17 protein-coding genes are annotated in these 20600 nt (G+C 49.0%); 5 read left to right on the top strand and 12 right to left on the bottom strand.

Annotation, left to right across the window (positions count from 1 at the left end; translation table 11 throughout):
• Positions 1-4 precede the first annotated feature (4 nt).
• The 8 genes from PHF32_00380 to PHF32_00345 all read right to left on the bottom strand — a co-directional run bounded on the left by PHF32_00380 (position 5) and on the right by PHF32_00345 (position 12421).
• Positions 5-1483, bottom strand: a complete 1479-nt coding sequence (locus tag PHF32_00380) for a leucyl aminopeptidase (GenBank protein ID MDD4559186.1) — start codon at positions 1481-1483, stop codon at positions 5-7.
• 26 nt (positions 1484-1509) lie between these two features.
• Positions 1510-4530, bottom strand: a complete 3021-nt coding sequence (locus PHF32_00375) for a BamA/TamA family outer membrane protein (protein MDD4559185.1) — start codon at positions 4528-4530, stop codon at positions 1510-1512.
• A gap of 7 nt (positions 4531-4537) precedes the next feature.
• Complete coding sequence (locus PHF32_00370; GenBank protein MDD4559184.1) at positions 4538-5437, bottom strand: MlaD family protein; 900 nt, start codon at positions 5435-5437, stop codon at positions 4538-4540.
• 13 nt (positions 5438-5450) lie between these two features.
• Positions 5451-6629 carry an asparagine synthetase B gene (locus PHF32_00365; GenBank protein MDD4559183.1) on the bottom strand — a complete coding sequence of 393 codons (1179 nt, stop codon included), beginning with the start codon at positions 6627-6629 and terminating at the stop codon, positions 5451-5453.
• Positions 6630-6870: 241 nt separating this feature from the next.
• Positions 6871-7596, bottom strand: coding sequence for a CCA tRNA nucleotidyltransferase (locus PHF32_00360; GenBank protein MDD4559182.1), 726 nt, complete (start codon positions 7594-7596; stop codon positions 6871-6873).
• On the bottom strand, positions 7593-8687 hold the full coding sequence (hemW, locus tag PHF32_00355) for a radical SAM family heme chaperone HemW (protein MDD4559181.1): 1095 nt from the start codon (positions 8685-8687) through the stop codon (positions 7593-7595). The genes PHF32_00360 and hemW overlap by 4 nt, the downstream gene beginning before the upstream one ends.
• Before the next feature lie 268 nt (positions 8688-8955).
• A complete protein-coding gene (gene lepB / locus PHF32_00350; protein MDD4559180.1) occupies positions 8956-9876 on the bottom strand; it encodes a signal peptidase I in 921 nt (306 codons plus the stop codon).
• A 13-nt stretch (positions 9877-9889) separates the two neighbouring features.
• Complete coding sequence (locus PHF32_00345) at positions 9890-12421, bottom strand: hypothetical protein (protein ID MDD4559179.1); 2532 nt, start codon at positions 12419-12421, stop codon at positions 9890-9892.
• Between the two features lie 82 nt (positions 12422-12503).
• Here PHF32_00345 and PHF32_00340 point away from each other — a divergent pair, with 82 nt between their 5' ends.
• A complete protein-coding gene (locus PHF32_00340) occupies positions 12504-12911 on the top strand; it encodes a thioesterase family protein (GenBank protein ID MDD4559178.1) in 408 nt (135 codons plus the stop codon).
• On the opposite strand, the gene PHF32_00335 is transcribed toward PHF32_00340, so the two are convergent.
• From PHF32_00335 to PHF32_00320, 4 genes are read right to left on the bottom strand one after another with little or no spacing between them, the layout of a single operon-like run.
• Positions 12908-13432: a chromate transporter gene (locus PHF32_00335; GenBank protein ID MDD4559177.1), complete on the bottom strand. Its 525-nt coding sequence runs from the start codon at positions 13430-13432 to the stop codon at positions 12908-12910. The genes PHF32_00340 and PHF32_00335 overlap by 4 nt on opposite strands.
• Positions 13429-13950 carry a chromate transporter gene (locus PHF32_00330; GenBank protein ID MDD4559176.1) on the bottom strand — a complete coding sequence of 174 codons (522 nt, stop codon included), beginning with the start codon at positions 13948-13950 and terminating at the stop codon, positions 13429-13431. Before PHF32_00330 ends, PHF32_00335 begins: the two co-directional genes overlap by 4 nt.
• 1 nt (position 13951) lies before the next feature.
• On the bottom strand, positions 13952-15010 hold the full coding sequence (gene ispG / locus PHF32_00325; protein MDD4559175.1) for a flavodoxin-dependent (E)-4-hydroxy-3-methylbut-2-enyl-diphosphate synthase: 1059 nt from the start codon (positions 15008-15010) through the stop codon (positions 13952-13954).
• Positions 15011-15030: 20 nt separating this feature from the next.
• Positions 15031-17373 (bottom strand): sodium-translocating pyrophosphatase, encoded by a 2343-nt coding sequence (locus PHF32_00320; GenBank protein ID MDD4559174.1) that lies wholly within the window; start codon positions 17371-17373, stop codon positions 15031-15033.
• 756 nt (positions 17374-18129) lie between these two features.
• On the opposite strand from PHF32_00320, the gene xseB reads away from it, so the two are divergent.
• The 4 genes from xseB to nadA are packed head-to-tail and all read left to right on the top strand — an operon-like array spanning position 18130 to position 20592.
• Positions 18130-18366 carry an exodeoxyribonuclease VII small subunit gene (gene xseB, locus PHF32_00315; protein ID MDD4559173.1) on the top strand — a complete coding sequence of 79 codons (237 nt, stop codon included), beginning with the start codon at positions 18130-18132 and terminating at the stop codon, positions 18364-18366.
• Entirely contained in the window at positions 18356-19246 is an 891-nt protein-coding gene (locus tag PHF32_00310) for a polyprenyl synthetase family protein (protein MDD4559172.1), read from the top strand. Before xseB ends, PHF32_00310 begins: the two co-directional genes overlap by 11 nt.
• Positions 19243-19677 (top strand): dUTP diphosphatase, encoded by a 435-nt coding sequence (gene dut / locus PHF32_00305; GenBank protein ID MDD4559171.1) that lies wholly within the window; start codon positions 19243-19245, stop codon positions 19675-19677. Before PHF32_00310 ends, dut begins: the two co-directional genes overlap by 4 nt.
• A gap of 12 nt (positions 19678-19689) precedes the next feature.
• Entirely contained in the window at positions 19690-20592 is a 903-nt protein-coding gene (nadA, locus tag PHF32_00300) for a quinolinate synthase NadA (protein MDD4559170.1), read from the top strand.
• The last annotated feature ends 8 nt before the right edge of the window (positions 20593-20600 follow it).

The following is a 20600-nucleotide window of genomic DNA, read 5'->3' as shown; positions in this document are numbered from 1 at the left end:
AGGATTACTCCATATTCCTGATAAGGTTTGTGAGTAAACGCACGCCCACACCGGTAGCTCCGGCAATCTCTCCACCGGCTGCTTTGTCTCTTGTGGCGGTGCCGGCGATGTCTATGTGGATCCATGGTTTATTCTGAACAAATTCCTGGATAAAGAGGGCTGCTGTGATGCATCCTGCCAGAGGTCCGCCGATGTTTTTGAGGTCTGCAACGTCGGATTTGAGCAGCTCTTTATAATCTTCATGCAGAGGCATGCGCCAGATTTTCTCCCCGCAAGCTTCGGAGGCTTTGGATAGCATTTCATACCAGGCATCATCGTTGCTCAATACAGCGGAAAAGTCCTTTCCCAATGCAGCTACCGCTGCTCCGGTGAGGGTAGCGATATCTAGAACACAATCCACCTTTTCTTTCTCCAGAGCATAATGGATGGCGTCGATAAGGGTCAATCTGCCTTCGGCATCGGTATTGTGTACTTCAATGGTTTTGCCTGCCATAGAGGTAATGATGTCACCTGGACGATAGGCGTTTGAGCCGATCATGTTTTCCGCAGCGCCGATCACGCCCAAAACGTTCACTTTCAGTTTCAGGGTAGCGATGGCCGCCAAGGTACCTATCACTGCCGCTGCACCGCTCATATCGCTTTTCATGCTGACCATGCTGGGTCCCGGTTTCAGGCTGTATCCGCCGGAATCGAAGGTGAGGCCTTTACCTACCAGGGCTACGGTGTGATGCTTTTTGTCCGGATTGCCGTTGTATCGCATCAGGATCAGTTTGGGTTCGGTTTTAGAGCCTTTGCCCACAGAGAGCAGGGCGTCCATTTTCAGGCGTCTCAGCTTGTCCATGGAGTAGATATCGATGGGGAAGCCATATTGCAGAGCAGCTTTTTTAGCATAGTCGGCAAGGCTTTCCGGGTTCATTACATTGGGGGGTTCGTTCACCAGATCACGGGCGAGATTTGTAGTTTCGGCGTAGATTCTGCCTTCCAGAATTCCGCTATTTAAGTGTCGGTTGGTTTTGGCAAAAAAGATGAGGTGGATGCTTTCGATCTCGTAGTTTTTATGTTCGCTGAGATATTTGTGGAACCTGTATGCGTTCAGGATGGCGGTTTCAGCCAGGACATGCCCCAGAGTCATCTCCGGCAGTGTGGGTTCAAAGCCAAACATCAGGTACACTTGATCGGCTTTCATGCGGTTTGCTTCGCACCAGCAAAGCGAGAAGATCTTCCTTAGAATGGATGCATCCAGCTTCGTCTTGTCTCCTGCTCCGGCCACAATCACGTTTTGCGGCTTTTTGCCGATCATCCGGTTAAAACTGCGGATGGACGAGCTTTCGAAATGATAGTCCTCGGTATCAACGAAGTTTTCTATGGCTTCAATTGTATCTACATCCAACAGTTCCAGCTCCGATATCTTCGCGTTTTCTTCATGAATTATTATCAGGGTTTCGATATATTCCGGGATCTTACGGCAAACATCGATTTTCATTATGTCTCCTTAATCTATATGAATTCTTAAAAGTCTTCCGAAAGGCTGAGGTAGATCTGAGGCTTGCTGATGTGGGAGAAATCCGTAAGCCAAGCAACATCCATCTTCAGTACAAAATATCCGAGATTGAATCTGGGGCCAAAACCGTAACCAAGCTTGATGTCTTCCAGTTTGCCGTCGATGACTCCCCGGAAATGCTTGTCTTTATCCCACACCGCACCAGTATCTACATAGGCGGAACCGCGGATATTGCCCAAAGTGATGGGCAAGGGAAATGCCATGGCCAGATAATCAACAAGCGGGAAGCGTAATTCCACGGTGGCCAATGCCTTTTTGCGGTCTGCCAGATTGTAATCCAGCGCACGTACGCCATAGTATCCGCCCAGAGTAAAATAATCAGGATCGTCGCCGGTGCTGATACCAGCATTTAAGCGCAAAGCAAGTGAGTATCTGCGGCTAAAGAGAGTGTAGCTACGCAGATCCACATAGTTTGTGAAGTAATTGATATCTTTCTGGGCAAAGCTCTTGCTGATGCTGTAGATACCTTTGAAGCCCAATAGCGGCCCGGTGGCACCATACAGTGCGTTGTCGTAAACCAGGTTTATTCCAGGTGCATAAGCGAGGGTATTGGCTTTGTCCACATCGTTTTCCCAGTCTTCACCGGAGATGTCCAGGCTGATGAGTTTGTCCCAGTGTGTATCATATTCGAACAGCATGTTTTCCAGTTCGATGCGGGAAAAGCGGCTGAAGGGATAGCGCAGCAGAGTGTATATACCGGTTTGTCTTTGACGCAAGCGATAGTATTGATCTCCCTGGGGCATGATGTAACGGTAGTAGGCCTCGTCGTAGAGGTTGTAAACTCCTATGCCATAATCCAATCTCTGTTTCAGATACAGGTATGAAAGTACGAGATTGGTATTCTCCAGTTTATCGGCAATCCCGATACTGATGCCGATACCATGATCGCCCATCAGATCGCTAAGACCCAATTCCACATTGCCGAAAGCGCCATAGCTGGAACTGTATGCCACTCCGCCCCAAAAGGTATCCAAAGCGAATTTGGGTCTGTAGTTCTTGATTTCTGGGGGATTGCTATGAGTTTCTTCAGGACGCTCATCCCAAGAGAAATTTGTGGAGATCAGGCTACTATCCGGAATCACGGGCTCGTATCCGCTTATAAAGGGACGCCGGGAGTCTGTATTCTGGTGTGGTTTGGAATTGCGGGGGATCTTTACTTTGTCCCGCAGGCCGTATTTGTCCAGTTCATTAAAATCTATGCGGTCCAGCAAGTCATGATCTTTATCATAGAGCTTTGGCGCTGGAAAGTCCGAGTATTCGAGGTCCTCCGGCAATCCGCTCTCAAAATAGATATCCCAGGCACCATTAAAGTAGTTTGACATCAGCATGTAATTTCCGTCGGCGGAGATATCCGCACCATAGACTCCGGAAAGCACATTGCTAAGTGTTGCAATTTGCATGGTATTTAGATCGATTATTTCCAGATTTGTGATGTCGTTGCGAGCGGAAACAAAGACCAGTTTGTTTCCTCCGTCGCTGTAAAAGGGTTGACTGCAGTTGAAGGGCAGGCTGGTGATCTGGAGCAGTTGATCGTTGTCCAAGTGGTATTCAAAGATATCGGAGCTGTAGTTGGCGAAAAAGCCGTAGCGGCGGGACTCTGGTATCTCATCCCGCTGAGAGCTGAAGACTACTTTGCTGCCATCCGGGCTGAAGCGGGGCTGAGTATCGAAAAAACTGTCGTTCGTAAGCCGGTGCAATTGCTTGCTTTTGATGTTATAGACAAAGATATCGGTCTGCATATTGTGCTGGCCGCTGAGTACAATACTTTGCCCATCCGGAGCTACATCCAGTTCAAAGATCGCGCGCAGTTCGGGGATCTCTATCGTGCTGGTGATCTTGCCATTATCTGCATCCAGGATGTGAATGCGGTCACCACTCGCAGTTTTGGTATTGAAGGCCAGATGTTTGCCGTCCGGGAACCAGCTGAGATTTGTGCGCATATAGTAAAATTCTTCCATCTTACCGTTGCGTTCACCGGTTATCAATTTGCGTGGACTGGCGAATCCGTGGGTTCCTGCCACCCAAATGCTGTATCTGGCACCGGCATCGGAGAAATAAGCGTAGCGGCTGCCATCGGGGCTGAAACGCGGAGAGAAATTGAAGTAAGAGCCTTCTTCCTTGCTCTTGGTGCGCTTTTCATACTCTTCTACAGGGATCTTGTGCTTGGTTATCAAAGGATAGTAATCACGCTTCAATTGAAACTTCCAGCGCGATTGCAAGTCCGCAAACTTGACACCGAATACACGTTTGGTGGCCTCTTCCGTGTCGTTCATGGTCCTTAGCGAGTAGAAGTATTCACTTACCTTTTCTCTGCCGTAAGTATCTGCTATATATGTGATAAAGCTTTCTCCGAGGCGGTAGGCAAGATAGCCATCGATATTATCCAAACGGGGAAGATTGTCGTTTACCACCATATCCAGGATGAACATGTTGTTGTATTCATCCTCGCCGCCGATGGAGAGAAACTCCGGCAATCCCTCAGAAAACCAGAATGGGAAAGAGCTGGGTCTCAGAGAATCCAGTGTGTTTGTAATCCGTTTGTCCAGAGCGTTTATATAGGCATGGGTCAGCTCGTGTGCCAGTAGTTCTTCCAGATTGCTGTAGCTGCCGTCAAAAGGCACCACCACGCGGTTTCTGAGGCTTTCTGTGAATCCGCCCACACCTTCGGTTAGCAGGGGATAGATGATGTTTGTAACTTGAAAATCGCTCTTTGTGCTGTAAAACACTATGGGGATTCTGGTTAATACCGGATACTTCAGATCCGCTTTCAGGTAATAATAGATATCTTCCGCCATCAAAGCTGCAGTCTTGCCGAAATCATCCTCATTCTTGGGAAAATAGATGTCGAAGTGCATGGTTTTCAGCACAGCCCAATCCTGCGGGACGGCATTAACCTTGTTCTGACCGAAGTTCACTGCCTGCAGCAGAACCCACGAAAGGAGGATCAACACAAAAAGTGGCTTTTTCATATAATTCCTAAAACAATGAGAATTTGATGTATTTACGGGGATTCTTCTTGATGTCACCGATCAGTTCATCCAAACTCTGGATGGATTGCATCAGTTTGTTATAAAGATCATCTTCGCTTAGCAGTTTACCGGCACTGCCACTGCCCTCGGATAACGCTTTTGCCTGACGGTTCAGATTTGCAGAAAGCACGCGCAGACTATCCAGAGTGCTGTTTACTTTACCCATGGTTTCCGGGGCCATGGCCAGAGTGTTTTGCAGAGGTTCACTGCTTTCGGATACCAGTCTGTTTGCCTGCCAGGTGAGGCTGTCCACTTTGCCGATTACTCCGGAAAGCTCTGTTTTCAGCTCTTCAATGCTGTGTTTGGCACTTCTCACGGTACCGTCGGCATTGCGGACAAGGGATTGTCCCAGATCCAGCAGTCCGCCATCGGAATCTATGTCTGCCATGATCTTATCCAGTTTACTCAGCATATGCCCTGCTTGGGTAATCATGGACATCAGGCTGATGGATTTTTCACCACGTTGTTGGTATGCCAGATCCAAGTATTTATCGGAGTTCACCGGCATAATATTCATGCTTTTGCTGCCCATCAGACTGTCTTCGATGTAAAACCGGCTGCCGGCAGGGATGCGGATATCCCTGTCGATCTTGCCGCTTACCAAGATGCCGTCCTTGTGCAATTGCACACTCTTCACTCTGCCTGCTTCCATCCCGCGGAACATTATTTTATCTCCGGTTTCCAATCCCATCACATCCGTAAATACTACCTGCAGTACCTGTTGCTTCTTCATGGTGATTCGGTTTGAAAGCCATAAATAGCCAAACAGCAGGATCAATAAGATTATCACGGTCCAGACGCCGGTTTTAATGCGTGTGCTGCGTAAGTGCTGATAAAACTTTGCCACAGAGCCGCCTTCTTTATGTTTTCAGTTTTTTCTTCTCTGCTGCCGGGAAGAGTATGTTGTTCAGGATCAACCGGTATCCCGGAGAGTTCTTGTGCAGATCCAGTATGGTCTCTGGATCCCCTACCATGTGCTGATAGTCTTCGGGATCATGACCGCCATAAAAGGTGAAAGTGCCTTTTCCCAGATTGCCGTGAATGTACTTTACATCGTTTTGCTGCGGTACTTCAGCCAGAATTATTACGTTTTTCTTCACTTTATCACGGAAGAAAGAGGTGGTCTGACCCATAAAGCCGTCGATGATGTTGCTGTGATTTTGAGTGAGCATGGTGGGCACGGGATCGTATTTGGCAGAGAAATCGAAGAGCTGAAAATAGTCGCCTTCAGCGCCACGTAGCTTGCTGTAGTCGCTGGCATCGATGTCGGAAAACTCATACTCAAAGGGGCTTGTTTTCAACTTGAAGCCTTCAAAGGCAAAGCAGCGCTCATAATCCAAACGATCCAGGTAATCTGCCTCGATGCCGTCGCCGTCGATAAGCACATCCACCACGTCTATCCCTCTGGCGGCCAATGCGATGTCGATGGTATCTACCGCTCCGCACATGGCAAAAAGAAAACCACCTGAGGTCACAAATTCCCTTATTTTCATGGCGATGTCGTGCTTCAACTGCCATACCTTACGATATCCGTGTTTGGCTGCCATTGCTTCGTTTACACGCACATCGGTCTGATACCACTCCGTGTGGCGATAGGAGCTATAGAACTTGCCATATTGTCCGGTGAAATCCTCGTGATGCAGATGCAGCCAATCGTAATCAGCCAATTTACCGCTGAGAACCTCGTCGTCCCAAAGCCGGTCATAATCGATCTCAGCATATTCCAGGGCCATGCTCACCGCATCGTCCCAAGGTAGAGTGTTGGGGGGAATATACACTGCTATTTTGGGCTCTTTCTCCAGAGTTACGGCTTCCATGTTGGCTTCCTGAATCTCTTGATAGATAGCGGCTACTTCAGCAGAAGAGATGCTTTCAAAACGCACCCCGCGGATGTTGCAGATAGCGATGATTTCCGGAGCGCTTTGGAGTAGGAAACTGCCGCCACGGTAGTTCAGTAGCCATTTCACGGTCATCTGCTCCTTTAAGGCTTCAAAGGCCACGCCATAAGCCTTGAGGTGGTTGCTCTGTCTGCTATCCATCGGGATCAGAATTTCAGCGCATAAAGCTTGTACCAATAAGGACAGTGATAGCAGAAGAACAGCTATTCTAAGTGCTTTTATTGGATAATGCATCAGTCGAACTAATCTCCTATCTATCAATTTTGGCAACCAATATACCAATGGTTTTTGCCATTTTCCTGCGTAAGCATGGATAGTGTCAAGTAAAATCTGTTTTTAGCTCTATTGAAGGGACTTTTAGCGGTATCAGTAAACAGATGATTCATCCACCAATGGGCTCAGGGGGAAAATCTGGCAGTTCCAGGCCAAATTCATGAAATAATGCCTTTGCTTGTTCCAATTTGCCCGCAGCCACGATTTTACCGACTTCTCTTTGGATGGCACGTGCGCTCAGCCTACTTGTTTGCTGGGCGTATTTACGCATGGCAGTCTTGCTCTCAGCTCCGATCTCAAAGCCCAGAACAGCGGAGAAACGCAGGGCTCGGATGATGCGCAGGAGGTCTTCCGCAAACACTTTATCCGGCTCCCGAATGCTATTGATCATGCCTTGTTCCAGGTCTTGCCTGCCTCTGCCGCAGGGATCGGATATCTCCGAAGAAAAAAGCTCTAGATAGAGTGCATTGATGCAAAAATCACGCCGGTAGACATCATCCCGGATAGAGCTGAAAGTGATCCTGGGATATCGGCGTCCAGGGCGATACACTTCCTTACGGGTCTGGACAAAATCCAGTTTAGTCCCCATTGTTTCCATCTTGGCAGTGCCAAACTTGGGAAAGGTTTCATAATAATCGGGATGCCAGCGATGACTGAGGTAAGCTCCCAGCTTCAATCCGCCATAAGGCATCTCCACCACCAGGTCGAAGTCATCAAAATCCTGCCTGCCCAAAAGATGATCTCTCACCACTCCGCCCACGATATAGCATTTTCCTTCAAAGGTAGTGCCCTCTAGAGTGCTACGCATCAGGGAGAGAAACTCGGCAAGTGTCATAGAAGCTCCGTTATAACGGCGTTTGAGATGAAGAACGCATCGGGCAGCAAGCGTAATCCGGAAGCATCCAGATGGATAAATCCCAGTTCTTCCAGTTTTCTGATTCCATGTTCCCGGCCTTTTGTAAAGCATTTGCCAAAGCGGGCTTGGTATTCGGCATAATCCAAGCCTTTTACGAGGCGCAACCGCATCATTATATAGTCGCTCTCTTCCTGGGCAGATTCATCGGTATCGCCGCCGGTTCTGCCTGAAGCGATATATTGGCTGTAGAGCTTGAGATCGGCGGGATTCTGATAGCGTCTGCCCTTGTAATATCCGGAAGCAGATGCTCCCCAGGCGAGGCATTCCCGAGATTCCCAGTATAGCAGATTGTGGCGGGATTCCCGGCCGGGCAGGGCAAAGTTCGAAATCTCATATTGGATAAAGCCGTGTTCCTCAAGCAAATCCCGGATTAGCTGATATTGACGGTTGCTTTCATCGTCATCGGGCAGGAGGGGAATATCGGCTGCCAGGGGACAGTCCTCTGCCAATTCCAGCAGGTAGCAGGAGATGTGCTCAAAGGGTATGTCCAGCAGGCGGCTCAAGCTTTCACACACTTTCTTGTTATGGCTATTGGGCAGACCGTAGATGAAATCCGCAGAGATATTGGTGAATCCGGCATCCCGCAGGATTTGTAGTTTTTGGGGGATGTCTGCGGCTCGATGCCTGCGACCGAGGTAGAGCAGATCATCATCCAACATGGATTGCACTCCTAAAGACAGTCTGTTTACGGGAGTATCTGCCAGTTCACTAGCAAAAGACTTGGTGACCTGGATGGGATTCAGCTCCATGGTAATCTCTGCTCCTGGAAGCAGTTCCAAGCTATTCACAATAGTTCTAATCTGTTGTGCAGAGAGCAGCGAAGGAGTGCCACCGCCAAAGTAAATGGAACTTAGCGGCGGGATGCCATTTTGTCGCCACAGCTCCTTCTCTCGCAGCAGAGTGGCAAAGTAGTCGTCAAAATCCTTACGATTATAGTTATCGGCAAAGAAGCTGCAATATGGGCAGCGGCTCAGGCACCAAGGGATGTGAATATAAAGCCCTAGTGTCATGTCAGGTTTGAAGGGGCAATCTCCGTATTGCCACAGCGACCGAAGGGAACTTTAGAATCATGCTCCTCATTCCCTTTGTTCGATCCAGTGTTGAAGCTGATATCAAGGTGTTATCATCCTGTGCTCACCCGATGATAACCCGATGATATCAGGTTCAAGTATCGATAATCCCAGGAGGAATGAAGCTTCTGAATCATCGGCAGAAGTATCAGGGAGATTGGAGTTTGGCAGCGCAACATCAAAACAACATTCATGCCTGTACGAGTCACTAGCGAGCCAGTCTGAATATCCTGTTCCACCGGATGTGGGGTGTGTCGTATAGTTTGTTGTATTCTATGCCTTTGGACCAGAAAATCAGCCAGGGAGACCCGGTGATATCGGTGCGGTCCAAAAAGCCCCAATAGCGGCTGTCTTCGCTCACATCGCGGTTGTCTCCCATTACAAAGTATTTGCCTTCCGGCACTTTGATGGGGCCGAACCAATCGCGGTTGAAGCGGGTATTGGCAGCGCTGGAATCTGCATCTACGCGATAGAGATCATACCAATTTGAATAGCTGACGGGATCCATCAAACCGGGCTTGAAGGTGCGTTCTGTAACCACTCGGGGAGCTTGCGGCGGGCTGGGATACGCCTCGCCGTAGCACTCGTAGCCGCGGTTGAATTCTTCTCCATTGATATATACTATCTTGTCGCGGATTTCGATGGTGTCTCCGGGCATGCCGATCACACGCTTCACTATGTTCTTGCGGGCGTAGTAAGTGATGTGGAAAGCAGTTAAGGGAAAGCGCGAGAAGGATTGGGTTTTGTTGATGTAGATCGGATGGAAGATCTTGATGAATTGATCCTTGTAATCGGGGTGTTCAGGCGTGTTTTCTTCGATCTTGGGATAGCGGAAAGTTACGATGTCTTCCCGCTTGGGGTCGGTAAAGTAGTACTTCAGCTTGTTTGCTACCAGAAAGTCTCCGGTCAATAGAGTCTTTTCCATCGATGAAGAGGGGATCATAAAGTTCTGGAAAGTGTAGTTGCGTATGATCATAGCTACTACAAAGGCAAAGAGGATGGCTTCGGCCCAGTCCTGGAACTGTGGTTTGCGTTTGTGGAACTTTCGATCGGTTGGCAGAGGGCTGCGGCTGGGCATTTTAGCCAGATTTTCGCGGTTGTTCTTTACTATTTTCATGCGTTCTTTCATGCTTAATATATCCTTAATCTCTGATTTCGGCAGAAATGCTGTTTGCGCCTGACGTAGAGCCTGGCTTGGTTTTATAATGATAATAAGCGCCGATTATAACGGCCAGGATGGTGATCAGGATGCCGGCCAAACTCAGTTTGGTACCTATGCTGTAACTACTGGGTGCCATTACGAGCTGCAGTTTGTGTGTTCCTGCCGGCACTTTCAGTGCGCGCAGAATGTGATTGGCGGGGTATATGGGGATTTCGATGCCGTCGACGTATGCTTTCCAGCCCCCTGGGTAATAGACTTCGCTTAGAACCAGTAGAGCATCGGTATCGGAGGAGTATTCATAGGCCAATTCGTGCAATTCTGCTTTGATCTGGCTTACTTTTGCACTCTCCGGAGCACTAATCCCTTCTATAACCTCTTCCACAATGGCGGTGGAGGCGGGGTCAAAGCTTTCATCACGCAGTATCCGGAGGCGATCCTCGGCTGATTCGGCCAGGATGGTGTCCTGCACAAACCATGCTCTGGGCAGGGCTTTCAAATTCCGGTAGATGGATACTCTGCCGTTATTGAATACGGGCTGAATGTTTTGCAGTAAATAGGCATTGGGCAGGGAATCCGGCACGATGATGTACTTGGTGGACAACATATCCAATACGGGAGTGGAGAGTTCCACCGGCTGCTCCTGATAAACTCCCTTCAGATAGCGCAAAAATTCGCCATCAGCATCGCGGCTACCATTTATAATTGGCAGGATGTCGTCATAGCGCTTCAACTTTGCCGCAGAATAGCCGTCTATGGTCTGGTGATAATATGCCCATTCCCCGGCACTGCGGATTTGATTGGTGTTGAAGGGATAGATGCGGAAGTTATCTTGGTCTTGCTTCAAAAACGCATCGTAGTCCTGCATACGGAAAGTGCTTTTGCGCATTTCGACGGGATGCAGATCCTTGAGGTGCTTGCCGGTATATACCCAGAGATCAATAAAGGTGATGATCGTGATGAGCATGATGAAGGTGAAGGCTTTCAGTTTGTTGATGCTCTTCAGATAAGCCAGACCGAGGCTTACTGCCAGCAGCATCAACGCCAGTATCCCGCTCTTTACCAGTATTTCCTGCCGTGTCATGATGAGGTTTAACAACTGGTTTTGGGCATTGGCTTCAGCATAACGCATCTGCTCCAGCGCTGTAGTGTAGGGCAGGTTTGCAAATACAGACTTGGCAAACAGCAGCCAGAGCAGGAAGATGAAGCCAAACACCCAGAACAGGCGCAGATACCGCTTTTGCCATTGGGTATCGCCGCTGTGTTCCAGCACATCCTTCAAACCCAATGCACCAAGGATTACGGCATTGAATTGCACGATGGTGAGTGTCATCGAAGGCACACGGAATTTATTGAAATAGGGCAGATAGTTCAAAAAGAGGTCGGATAGCCCGGGAGTGGCGCTGCCAAAGCTCATCAGGGTAAAGATGGCACTGGATATCCACAGAAACAGCGCCAGAGTTCTGCGTTTGCCCCACAGAGCCAATGCTCCGAAGGCCAGCACGACTATGCCAAAGTAGTTATATACCTGAGTGAAAGGCATATAGCCCCAATATGTCTGATTGATGCCGCCCCAGAAATCCGGGATGATGAAGCCGATGATCTCTTTGGGATGGAAGCTCCAGCCTTGTGCGTAGGCTTTATCCAATCCTCCGGAACTGCCACGCTGGGTATATTTGCTGTATTCCATCGTGCTCAGATAGGGGTTCATCACCGCCAGAGCAGTCAAACCAAAAGCTAGGATCAAGAGCAGTGTCCAGATGCCAAAGCGCTTCAGGTTTTTCTGGCGGATGGCAACGATGCCTTGATATATCCAGTACATTGCAATCAGAAGATACAGGTAATAGGTGATCTGAGGATGGTTTTCCCGCAGTTGTGTAATCAAGAATGTGGCACTGAGGCCTACAGAGAGCAGACTGGGTTTTGCCCGCAGATACATGATTGCCCACATCACCCAGGGTACATACATCATGGCCCGGAACTTTGTGTTGTGCCCAATCTCCAAAAGACCTGCCCAATGGCAACTGAAGATGAAGGCAACGGCGCCGAAGAATGCGATAGTAGGATCCAGCTTCAGATGCAGCAGCAGCACAAACATGCCCAAGCCGCCTACTATCAGCAGAAAGATGCGCCAGTTTATTACTTTGTCCGTAATCTTGGTGATGCTCTCCAGAAAAGGATAACGGTTTGGGAATGATATCATGTAGGATGGCATTCCCGAAAACATACTCTGAGTCCACAGCGCTCTATCTTTGTGTTCGGCATTGTATTCCACAATGCTCTGAGCCGCCCCGCGCCACTGATTGATGTCGCTGGCCTGAGGTTCCAGATGCTGGTATGAGACCGGGAAGTAGAGCAAGCTCACAAAAAGGAAGATTATCGCCGCCAGGATCCAGCTCAGGTACTTGGGATTGACAATGGCCATAGCAGCCTTATGTTTACCAGGAGAAGTACTCTGGGGTGCTTTAATGCCTTTTGGCGGCTTTATTTTTGGGTTGACTTTTTTCTGGCTCATGAAAACCTCTGTTCAAACCGATATTTGCATCCAGCTTATTTTGAACGCCTCTATCGGTCAAGCAAAAACAAAAGGACAAGTGATGATCTTCGAGTACAAAAAGAAAATCTATGGTTATGAATGCGATATCTATAGTCATTTGAACAACGCCAACTATCTGATGTTGTTGGAAGCTGCGCGCAGTGAAGCCATGGAAGTGATGGATACTCCCCTCGCAAAGCTCTTGCAGATGGGCATTCAGTTCTTTGTACTGCGCTATGAATTGGATTATCTGAAAGCGGTGGAATTGGAGGACACGGTTCTGGTTCGGAGCTGGTTCTACAGCACAAACCGGATCAAGGGCTTATGGCAGCAGGAAATCTACAACTCCCGCGGGGATCTCTGTTTCGTGGCGCATCTCACGGTGGTCTATGCCCAAAACGGTAAAGCGAAGCGCTTGCCCCCGGAGATATCCGATCACTTCCTCAAATACGTCCATTTGGAAAGCTAACCACTGCCAAACAGCATCCCAAATACAGCTGCGCTGATAAGCATGGTAAAGGGATTCAGCTTAAAGCGCCAGGTGGCAACAAAGCACACCGTAAAGATCCCGATTGAATACCAATCCTGCACGGCATTGCCCATGATCATTATCAATGCCGCGGCAATCAGCCCTACGGACAGCAGACGCAGCCTGCGGAAGATCTGCTGAAACCACGGTAACTTCTTTAGTTTCAGATAGCTTACGGTGATGATCAGCATGATGATCAACGAGGGCAATATCACTCCAAAAGTGCAGATCAGAGAACCTATGATCCCTGCTTTTTGATAGCCGATAAAGGTAGCTGCATTGATCGCGATAGGCCCCGGTGTCATCTGCGAGATCGCCACCACCTGCATAAATTCCGCCTCAGTAATCCAGGCGTTGCTTATTACCACCTCTTGCCGGATCATCGCTAATATGGCATAGCCCCCACCAAAGCTGAACAGTCCGATCTTGAAGAAAGTGATAAGCATTTGTAGCAGGATCATTTGTGCGCCTCATATACAGCATAAACGATGGTGAGCAGGATCAGATATACTGGAGACACATTCAGTACACCTACTAAAATCGCTACGGAAAGGGGAAACCAGGCATTCTTCCACACAAGTCCGCTTTTCTGTGCCATCTGGATGAGGGGGACGGCGATGAGTGCCACCACCGCAGGATTAAGTGCGGTAAATGCCCGCTTCACCAATGCCTGATCTGTGTATTGACGGAACAGCATGGCAATAATGATGATCGACACGGTGGAAGGCAATATAGTTCCCAATAGCGCCATCAGCATTCCCAATTTTCCCCGCACATGATACCCCGTATAAATGCTTATATTCACGGCGATTGGGCCAGGGCAGCTCTGAGCCGCCGCCAAGCCGTCCAAAAAATCGTCTTCCGTGATCCAACCATGCCGGGAGCATACTTCCCGCTTGATCAGCGGGATCATGGCGTAACCTCCGCCAATGGTGAACGCACCTATCTTCAAAAAGGTTAGAAAGATCCTCCACAGCATACTACAGACTTTCCCGGATAAGCTCAACTAAGGCAGAGAGCAACTGCTCTTCAGGGACTTTCTTGATGATCTCCCCACGCGCAAAGACCAGCCCTTCCTTGTTGCCTCCGGCGATGCCAAAATCTGCTTCCCGAGCCTCTCCGGGACCGTTTACCGCACAGCCCATCACGGCTATGCACAGTTCCAGGTCCCTGAATTCCTCCAGAGCCTGCTCAACTTTCTGCGCCAAACCGATGAGGTCAATGCGAGTGCGCCCGCAGGTGGGGCAGGATACTATCTGTAAGCCCTTTCTAATGCCCAATCCGATCAGGATTTGCCGCGCTACATATACCTCTTTCACCGGATCATCGGTGAGGGATACCCTTATGGTGTCTCCGATGCCCTCTTCCAACAGGATGCCCAGTCCGATGGCGCTTTTGATGCTGCCGGACAAGGCGGTTCCGGCTTCGGTGACGCCCAGGTGCAGGGGGTAGTCGCAGCGTTTACTCAGTTCCCGGTAGCTGGCGAGCATCAGCGGGATATTGGATGCTTTCGCTGAGATCTTGATATCGTAGAAACCCAGCTTTTCCAGGATGTTTACGTGGCTTAGCGCCGCTTCCATCATCGCTGTGCTGCCATGTCCATATCGGGACAAGAGATCCTTGGGCAGCGAACCGCTGTTTACTCCGATGCGAATGGGGATACCATGGTTTTTTGCCGCTGCGGCCAAGCTTTTCACCCCGCTTTCGGAACCAATGTTGCCGGGATTGATGCGCAGTCCGTCGATACCATTTTCTATGGCTGCAATTGCCAGTTTGTGATCGAAGTGAATATCCGCTACCATCGGCACCTGAAAGTCCTTCTTGATCTCCCTGATAGCTGCAGCGTCTTCCATATCCATCACGGAAAAGCGGATGATCTCGCAGCCTGCTGAAACCAGGCGCTTGATCTGATTGCGAACCGCAGGAACATTGGCTGTTTTTACATTCAGCATGCTTTGGATGGAAATGGGGGCATCTGAGCCTATCCGTATATTTCCCAGTTTAATGGTGCGTGTATTACGTCTCGAAATCGGTGTCATCCGGCGTTTCTATCTCCTGTTCAGTTTTTGATGGTGTCGAGGCTGTCTGCAATCGTAATCATCTCCAGGTGGTTTTCCGTAATGCTTTTGGGAACATCTGTTTGAATAACCGTCTTCGGCTTTGGTGTATAAAGTGCTTCGATTTTGGGAGAGTATGTTACCACAAAGCCGCCAAAGACGATGGAAACCATACTCATCAGTTTGATCAGGATATTCATGCAGGGGCCGGCAGTATCCTTGAAGGGATCACCCACCGTATCGCCCACGATCGTGGCTTTATGTACCGATGAACCGCTGCCGCCCTCCGCACCGGTTTCCACATACTTTTTGGCGTTGTCCCAAGCGCCGCCGGAATTGTTCATCATCACTGCGGTTACAAAACCGGTGGTGAGTCCGCCGATTAAGAGTCCTAAAACACCTGCTACTCCGAAGATCAGTCCCACTACTACAGGACTTGCTATACCGATGATGGCGGGCAATACCATCTGTTGCTGTGCACCGATGGTAGAGATTTTTACGCACTGGGCATAATCCGGCTTGGTCTTGCCTTGCAGGATGCCGGGAATGGTGGTAAACTGCCGGCGAACCTCTTTCACCATCAGCCCTGCGGCTTTACCAACCGCTTTGATGGTGAGTGCACTGAATACATAGACCACCATTGAGCCGATGAAAATACCCAGGAGGAACTTGGGATTGAGCGGATTTACCTGATAATATTCGATGAACTGACTCAGGCTGGCCAGAGGAGCTGCCACGGTCTCTGTGATCTTGCCGGAACCGATGGTCAACATCTGTACTTCACCCATTTTTTCACCTAGCATCACAAAGGCATCTCTCACCTTTTCCAGATATGCCGCCAACAGCGCCATAGCTGTAAGTGCGGCACTACCGATGGCAAATCCTTTGCCGATGGCAGCGGTGGTGTTTCCCACGGAATCTAGGCTGTCCGTGCGTTCCCGCACTTCTTTGGGCAGGTAAGACATTTGTGCATTGCCTCCGGCATTATCGGCGATAGGCCCAAAAGCGTCCATAGCCAGCGTGACGCCCAGAGTTGCCAACATGCCCACTGCTCCGAAACCGATGCCATACAGCCCTAGCTCGATGTGTTCAAAACCGCCTGAGAGTACAAAGGAAATCATAATCGCTGCGGAGATGATGATCACCGGCATGGCGGTGGACAGCATTCCCACGCTAAAACCTTCCAATATCACCGTAGCCGAGCCGTATTCGCCCTGTTTCGCTATATTGCGGGTAGCCTTGTATGAATGGGATGTCCACAGCTCTGTGGTGTATCCTATCAATACACCAGCCAAAAGACCTACTACACTGGAAATGAAGATGCCCAGATAGTACTCTTGCGGCAACAGTATCTTGCAGACAAAGAAAGAGGCGATTGCGATCAGGATGGAACTAAGATAAATGCTCTTGTTCAAAGCTGCCATCAGTTCCTTCATCCCGGCATTTTCCTTTGTGGATACGGCAAAGATGCCAAGAATAGATAGTAAAGCTCCTATGCCCGCCAAAATCAGCGGAGCGGAGATAAAATTGACCATAAATTCCTTCATGGCGGGATTGGTGACGGAGAGCCGTAAGACTGCGCTCATTCCCAATGCCGCCGTTGCAAGGATGCTGCCTGCATAAGATTCATACAGATCGGCGCCCATTCCCGCTACGTCACCCACATTGTCACCCACATTGTCGGCAATGGTTGCGGGGTTGCGGGGATCGTCTTCAGGAATGTCAGCTTCCACTTTGCCTACTAGATCGGCGCCCACATCCGCAGCTTTGGTATAGATACCACCGCCCAGACGGGCAAAGAGGGCCTGAGAGCTGGCGCCCATGCCAAATGAGAGCATCACTACGGCTATTTTCTCCAGACTATAACCCTTAGTATTGAGCAGGAAAAACCAGAATGAGATATCCCACAAAGCCAGTCCCACCACTGTGAGACCCATCACACCCCCTGCGCGGTAGGCTACTTTCAGCCCTTTGTTCAAACTCTCAGAACATGCTTGAGCGGTGCGGCTGGAAGCCATAGTAGCCGTATTCATCCCGATAAACCCCGCCAATCCGCTCATGATGCCGCCGCTTAGAAAGCCCCATGGTATCATAGGATCCAGCACTTTCAGCCCATAGGCGGAGAACAGGAATATACCAAGGGCAATCAGGAAGAATAATCCCACGCCTTTATATTGTTGCAAAAGATAAGCGTAAGCTCCTTCGCGAACATAACCTGCAATCTCCTGCATACGAGCATTGCCAGGATTTGCAATCTTTACATTGTGATAGAAATAATAGGCAAAAAACAGTGCAGAAATGGCGCCAAGAGGGGCCAAATACCATATCAGCGGCAGATGCGGCATATATACCTCCATATTATTCGAGGGATAAATCACGTATTCACATGAAATCCCATGCACTTTCATTTTTATACGGACTTTTATTTTGTCAATTTCTTTTTTTGGAATGGCTTAAGCTGTCGGTCTTTACGTCCAGAACCAGAGTTCTATAGGTTCAGTATTTATAACATCAAAGGCCAGCTGATTCGAAGTCCCGGCAAAAGCTCCAATTCATCAGGCGATCACACTTTCCAATGGGACGGCAGAGATGATTCTGGTAAACAGGTAAGCGGCGGTATCTACTTTGTAGTGGTTGAAGCTGGTAGGAAAAAAGCAGGTAGTAGATTTTATATCTGAAATAAGCATTATGAGCGGATTGAACAGCATCAAATTGAGTGAATACAGATCCGGGTAAAGAAAGAGGGTAATTCCGTGCAATCTGCGTACTATTCAAGCAGTGCCGAAGCTGATATAAAGGCGTTATCATCCAGTGCTCACTCGATAATAACGGGATGATATCTGCTTTTAAACAGGATAATATAGAGAGGTAGAACGCTGTGGATTACCGCTTAAACAGCCGAAATGATTCAATATGAAGCTTCTGCAATATAAAAGTTTCAACATCAACTTCGAATATAGTATCGTATGACTACTAATCTTTGCTGCTATTTCCAGAAATATCAGCCCTGCAATTATCTGTATTTGAACAAAGAATGAATTTTTTGTTTGACAGAATCCATGAATTGCTTATACTCGGTCAAAAAGATAAGGGAGAGAAGCATGGAAAATACAAATCCCGAAGAGCTCAGTTTTGAAGAGGCTTTGAAAGCCTTGGAGGAGATCGTTGACCGGCTCTCGAATAATGCGACAAATCTTGATGAGATGCTACAGCTCTATGCCCGGGGAGTGGACTATCTCAAGCGCTGTCAAGCGAAGCTGGGTGAGGCGGAAGCCAAGATCAAGATCCTCAGCGAAGAACTCCCGGGTAAGGTTCAGGAGATGAATAATGGATCCTAAAGTACTCTTAAAAAAGGACATGAAAGAAAAACAGGAATTGGTGAATATCATCCTGGATCGTTATCTGCCCCGCAAGGACGAATACCCCAAGGATATACATAAAGCTCTCAGATACAGTACCTTTGCCGGTGGAAAACGCTTGCGCCCATATCTCACATTTCTGGCTTATCAACTCTATAAAGACGAATTGGATGCCATCGCTCCGGTTGCCGCTGCCATCGAGATGATCCACACCTACACGCTCATCCATGATGATCTGCCGGACATCGATGACGATGAATACCGTCGCGGCAAGAAATCCTGTCATGCCGTATTCGGAGAAGGTGTAGCGCTATTGGCAGGGGATTCTCTTTTGGTAAATGCCTTTGAACTGATTACCTATGCCGAGATCGACGATGCCCTGAAAGTGCAATTTGTGCGCGAATTGGCTCAGGAAGCGGGCATCAAAGGTGTGATCGCCGGACAGATGATGGATATCGATTCCGAGGGTAAGAATGTGGATAAAAAGACCCTGAACTTTATTCATAACAATAAAACTGCGAAGCTGATCAATGTGAGCCTGCGTTTTGGCGCCCTTGCCGCAAAAGCCAGTGCCAAAGACCTGGCCATTATCGAAGATTATGGCACCAAAATCGGTCTGGTCTTCCAGATTGTCGATGACCTGCTGGATATAGAAGGTAGCGAGGCAAAACTGGGTAAGAGCATTGGTAAAGACGAAGCTCAGGGCAAAGCTACTTTCCCTGCTATTTATGGTATCGAACAAAGCCGGCAGATGGCCATGGATCTTACCGCAAAGGCCAAAGAAAGCATCTCTCACTTTGGCGAACGCGGTTTGCGCCTGATGGTATTGGCGGATTATCTATTGAACCGCAAGTCATGAAAATCAGCTATCAAAAGCTGCATCCCGACGCCGTCGAACCCCGGCGGATGAGCAGCGGTGCCGCCGGATACGATCTCTATGCCTGCATCCCAGAAGACATCCTTCTGGAGCCTATTGAGCGGATAGCGGTGCCTACCGGTCTGGCGATCTCTCTGCCCGAAAACCATGAAGCGCAGATTCGCCCGCGCAGCGGTCTGGCTCTGAAGCTGGGGTTGAGTGTATTGAACGCTCCGGGAACCATCGATTCGGATTATCGGGGCGAGATCAGAGTGATCCTGATCAATCTGAGTAGAAAAACAGTAACGATTACGCCCGGTATGCGCATCGCCCAGATGGTCATACAGCGGGTGGAAAGCATAGAATTTGAGCAGTGTGAACGCCTGGACGAAACCCACAGAGCAGCGGGGGGATTTGGCTCCAGCGGACACTAAAAGGAACAGATAATGAACGATATAATCGATAGAATATTGCTGCTTAAAAAACAGCATAATGCACTGATTTTGGCGCATAACTATCAGGCTGTGGAAATCCAGGATTTGGCGGATTATCGCGGGGATTCACTGCAATTGGCAATGCTCTCGCGGGATCTGAAGAATCCCATGATCGTCTTTTGCGGCGTGAGATTCATGGCAGAAACTGCAGCCATTCTGAATGAAAGCTCCACAGTGCTCCTGCCCGTGCTGGACGCAGGATGCCCCATGGCGGACATGATAAGTGCGGACCAATTGCGGCAGTTCAAAGCCCAGCATCCCGGCAGTCCGGTGGTGTGTTATGTAAACAGCACGGTGGAAGTGAAAGCCGAAAGCGATATCTGCTGTACATCCTCCAATGCTGTGAAGGTGTTGCAATCACTGCCGGCGGATAAGGATATACTCTTTGTGCCGGATCGAAACCTGGGCTCCTGGGCAGCGCATCAGAGCGGGCGTAAGGTGATCACCTGGAACGGTTACTGTCCCACCCATCAATGGGGCTTTGGACTGGGAGACATCCGCAATCTGAAAACCAAGTATCCAGATTACGCACTGCTGGCGCATCCGGAATGTGATCCCGTCATCGTGAATGAAGCAGATATGGTGATGTCCACCGGAGGCATGATGAAGTATGTGGAGCAAAACGACAAGGTGATAATAGCCACAGAGAACGGGCTGACGGACTATCTGAAGCATATTTATCCGAATAAAAAGATCATTACGCTATCTCCCAAAGCGGTGTGTCAGAACATGAAAAAGACCACAGTGCGGGATGTATTGAAGGCTTTAGAAGAAAGCCGCCATCACATTGTGGTGGATGAAGCAATAGCAAAGAAAGCAAGAGAAAGCATAGACCGCATGCTGGCTCTGTCCTGAGGTGGGCT

It is taken from the genome of Candidatus Cloacimonadota bacterium, from assembly GCA_028706475.1.
Classification (GTDB): Bacteria; Cloacimonadota; Cloacimonadia; order Cloacimonadales; family Cloacimonadaceae; genus UBA5456.
The sequence above is the reverse complement of the archived record's forward strand: the minus strand, read 5'-3'. Positions and strand labels throughout refer to the sequence as shown.

Bases quoted from the DNA above. Each gene is read 5' to 3' on its own strand.
- PHF32_00380 (MDD4559186.1), bottom strand. From the start codon at position 1,483: ATGAAAATCGATGTTTGCCGTAAGATCCCGGAATATATCGAAACCCTG.
- PHF32_00375 (MDD4559185.1), bottom strand. From the start codon at position 4,530: ATGAAAAAGCCACTTTTTGTGTTGATCCTCCTTTCGTGGGTTCTGCTG.
- PHF32_00365 (MDD4559183.1), bottom strand. From the start codon at position 6,629: ATGGATAGCAGACAGAGCAACCACCTCAAGGCTTATGGCGTGGCCTTT.
- PHF32_00360 (MDD4559182.1), bottom strand. From the start codon at position 7,596: ATGACACTTGCCGAGTTTCTCTCCCTGATGCGTAGCACTCTAGAGGGC.
- hemW (MDD4559181.1), bottom strand. From the start codon at position 8,687: ATGACACTAGGGCTTTATATTCACATCCCTTGGTGCCTGAGCCGCTGC.
- lepB (MDD4559180.1), bottom strand. From the start codon at position 9,876: ATGAAAGAACGCATGAAAATAGTAAAGAACAACCGCGAAAATCTGGCT.
- PHF32_00345 (MDD4559179.1), bottom strand. From the start codon at position 12,421: ATGAGCCAGAAAAAAGTCAACCCAAAAATAAAGCCGCCAAAAGGCATT.
- PHF32_00340 (MDD4559178.1), top strand. From the start codon at position 12,504: ATGATCTTCGAGTACAAAAAGAAAATCTATGGTTATGAATGCGATATC.
- PHF32_00335 (MDD4559177.1), bottom strand. From the start codon at position 13,432: ATGATCCTGCTACAAATGCTTATCACTTTCTTCAAGATCGGACTGTTC.
- PHF32_00330 (MDD4559176.1), bottom strand. From the start codon at position 13,950: ATGCTGTGGAGGATCTTTCTAACCTTTTTGAAGATAGGTGCGTTCACC.
- ispG (MDD4559175.1), bottom strand. From the start codon at position 15,010: ATGACACCGATTTCGAGACGTAATACACGCACCATTAAACTGGGAAAT.
- PHF32_00320 (MDD4559174.1), bottom strand. From the start codon at position 17,373: ATGCCGCATCTGCCGCTGATATGGTATTTGGCCCCTCTTGGCGCCATT.
- xseB (MDD4559173.1), top strand. From the start codon at position 18,130: ATGGAAAATACAAATCCCGAAGAGCTCAGTTTTGAAGAGGCTTTGAAA.
- PHF32_00310 (MDD4559172.1), top strand. From the start codon at position 18,356: ATGGATCCTAAAGTACTCTTAAAAAAGGACATGAAAGAAAAACAGGAA.
- dut (MDD4559171.1), top strand. From the start codon at position 19,243: ATGAAAATCAGCTATCAAAAGCTGCATCCCGACGCCGTCGAACCCCGG.
- nadA (MDD4559170.1), top strand. From the start codon at position 19,690: ATGAACGATATAATCGATAGAATATTGCTGCTTAAAAAACAGCATAAT.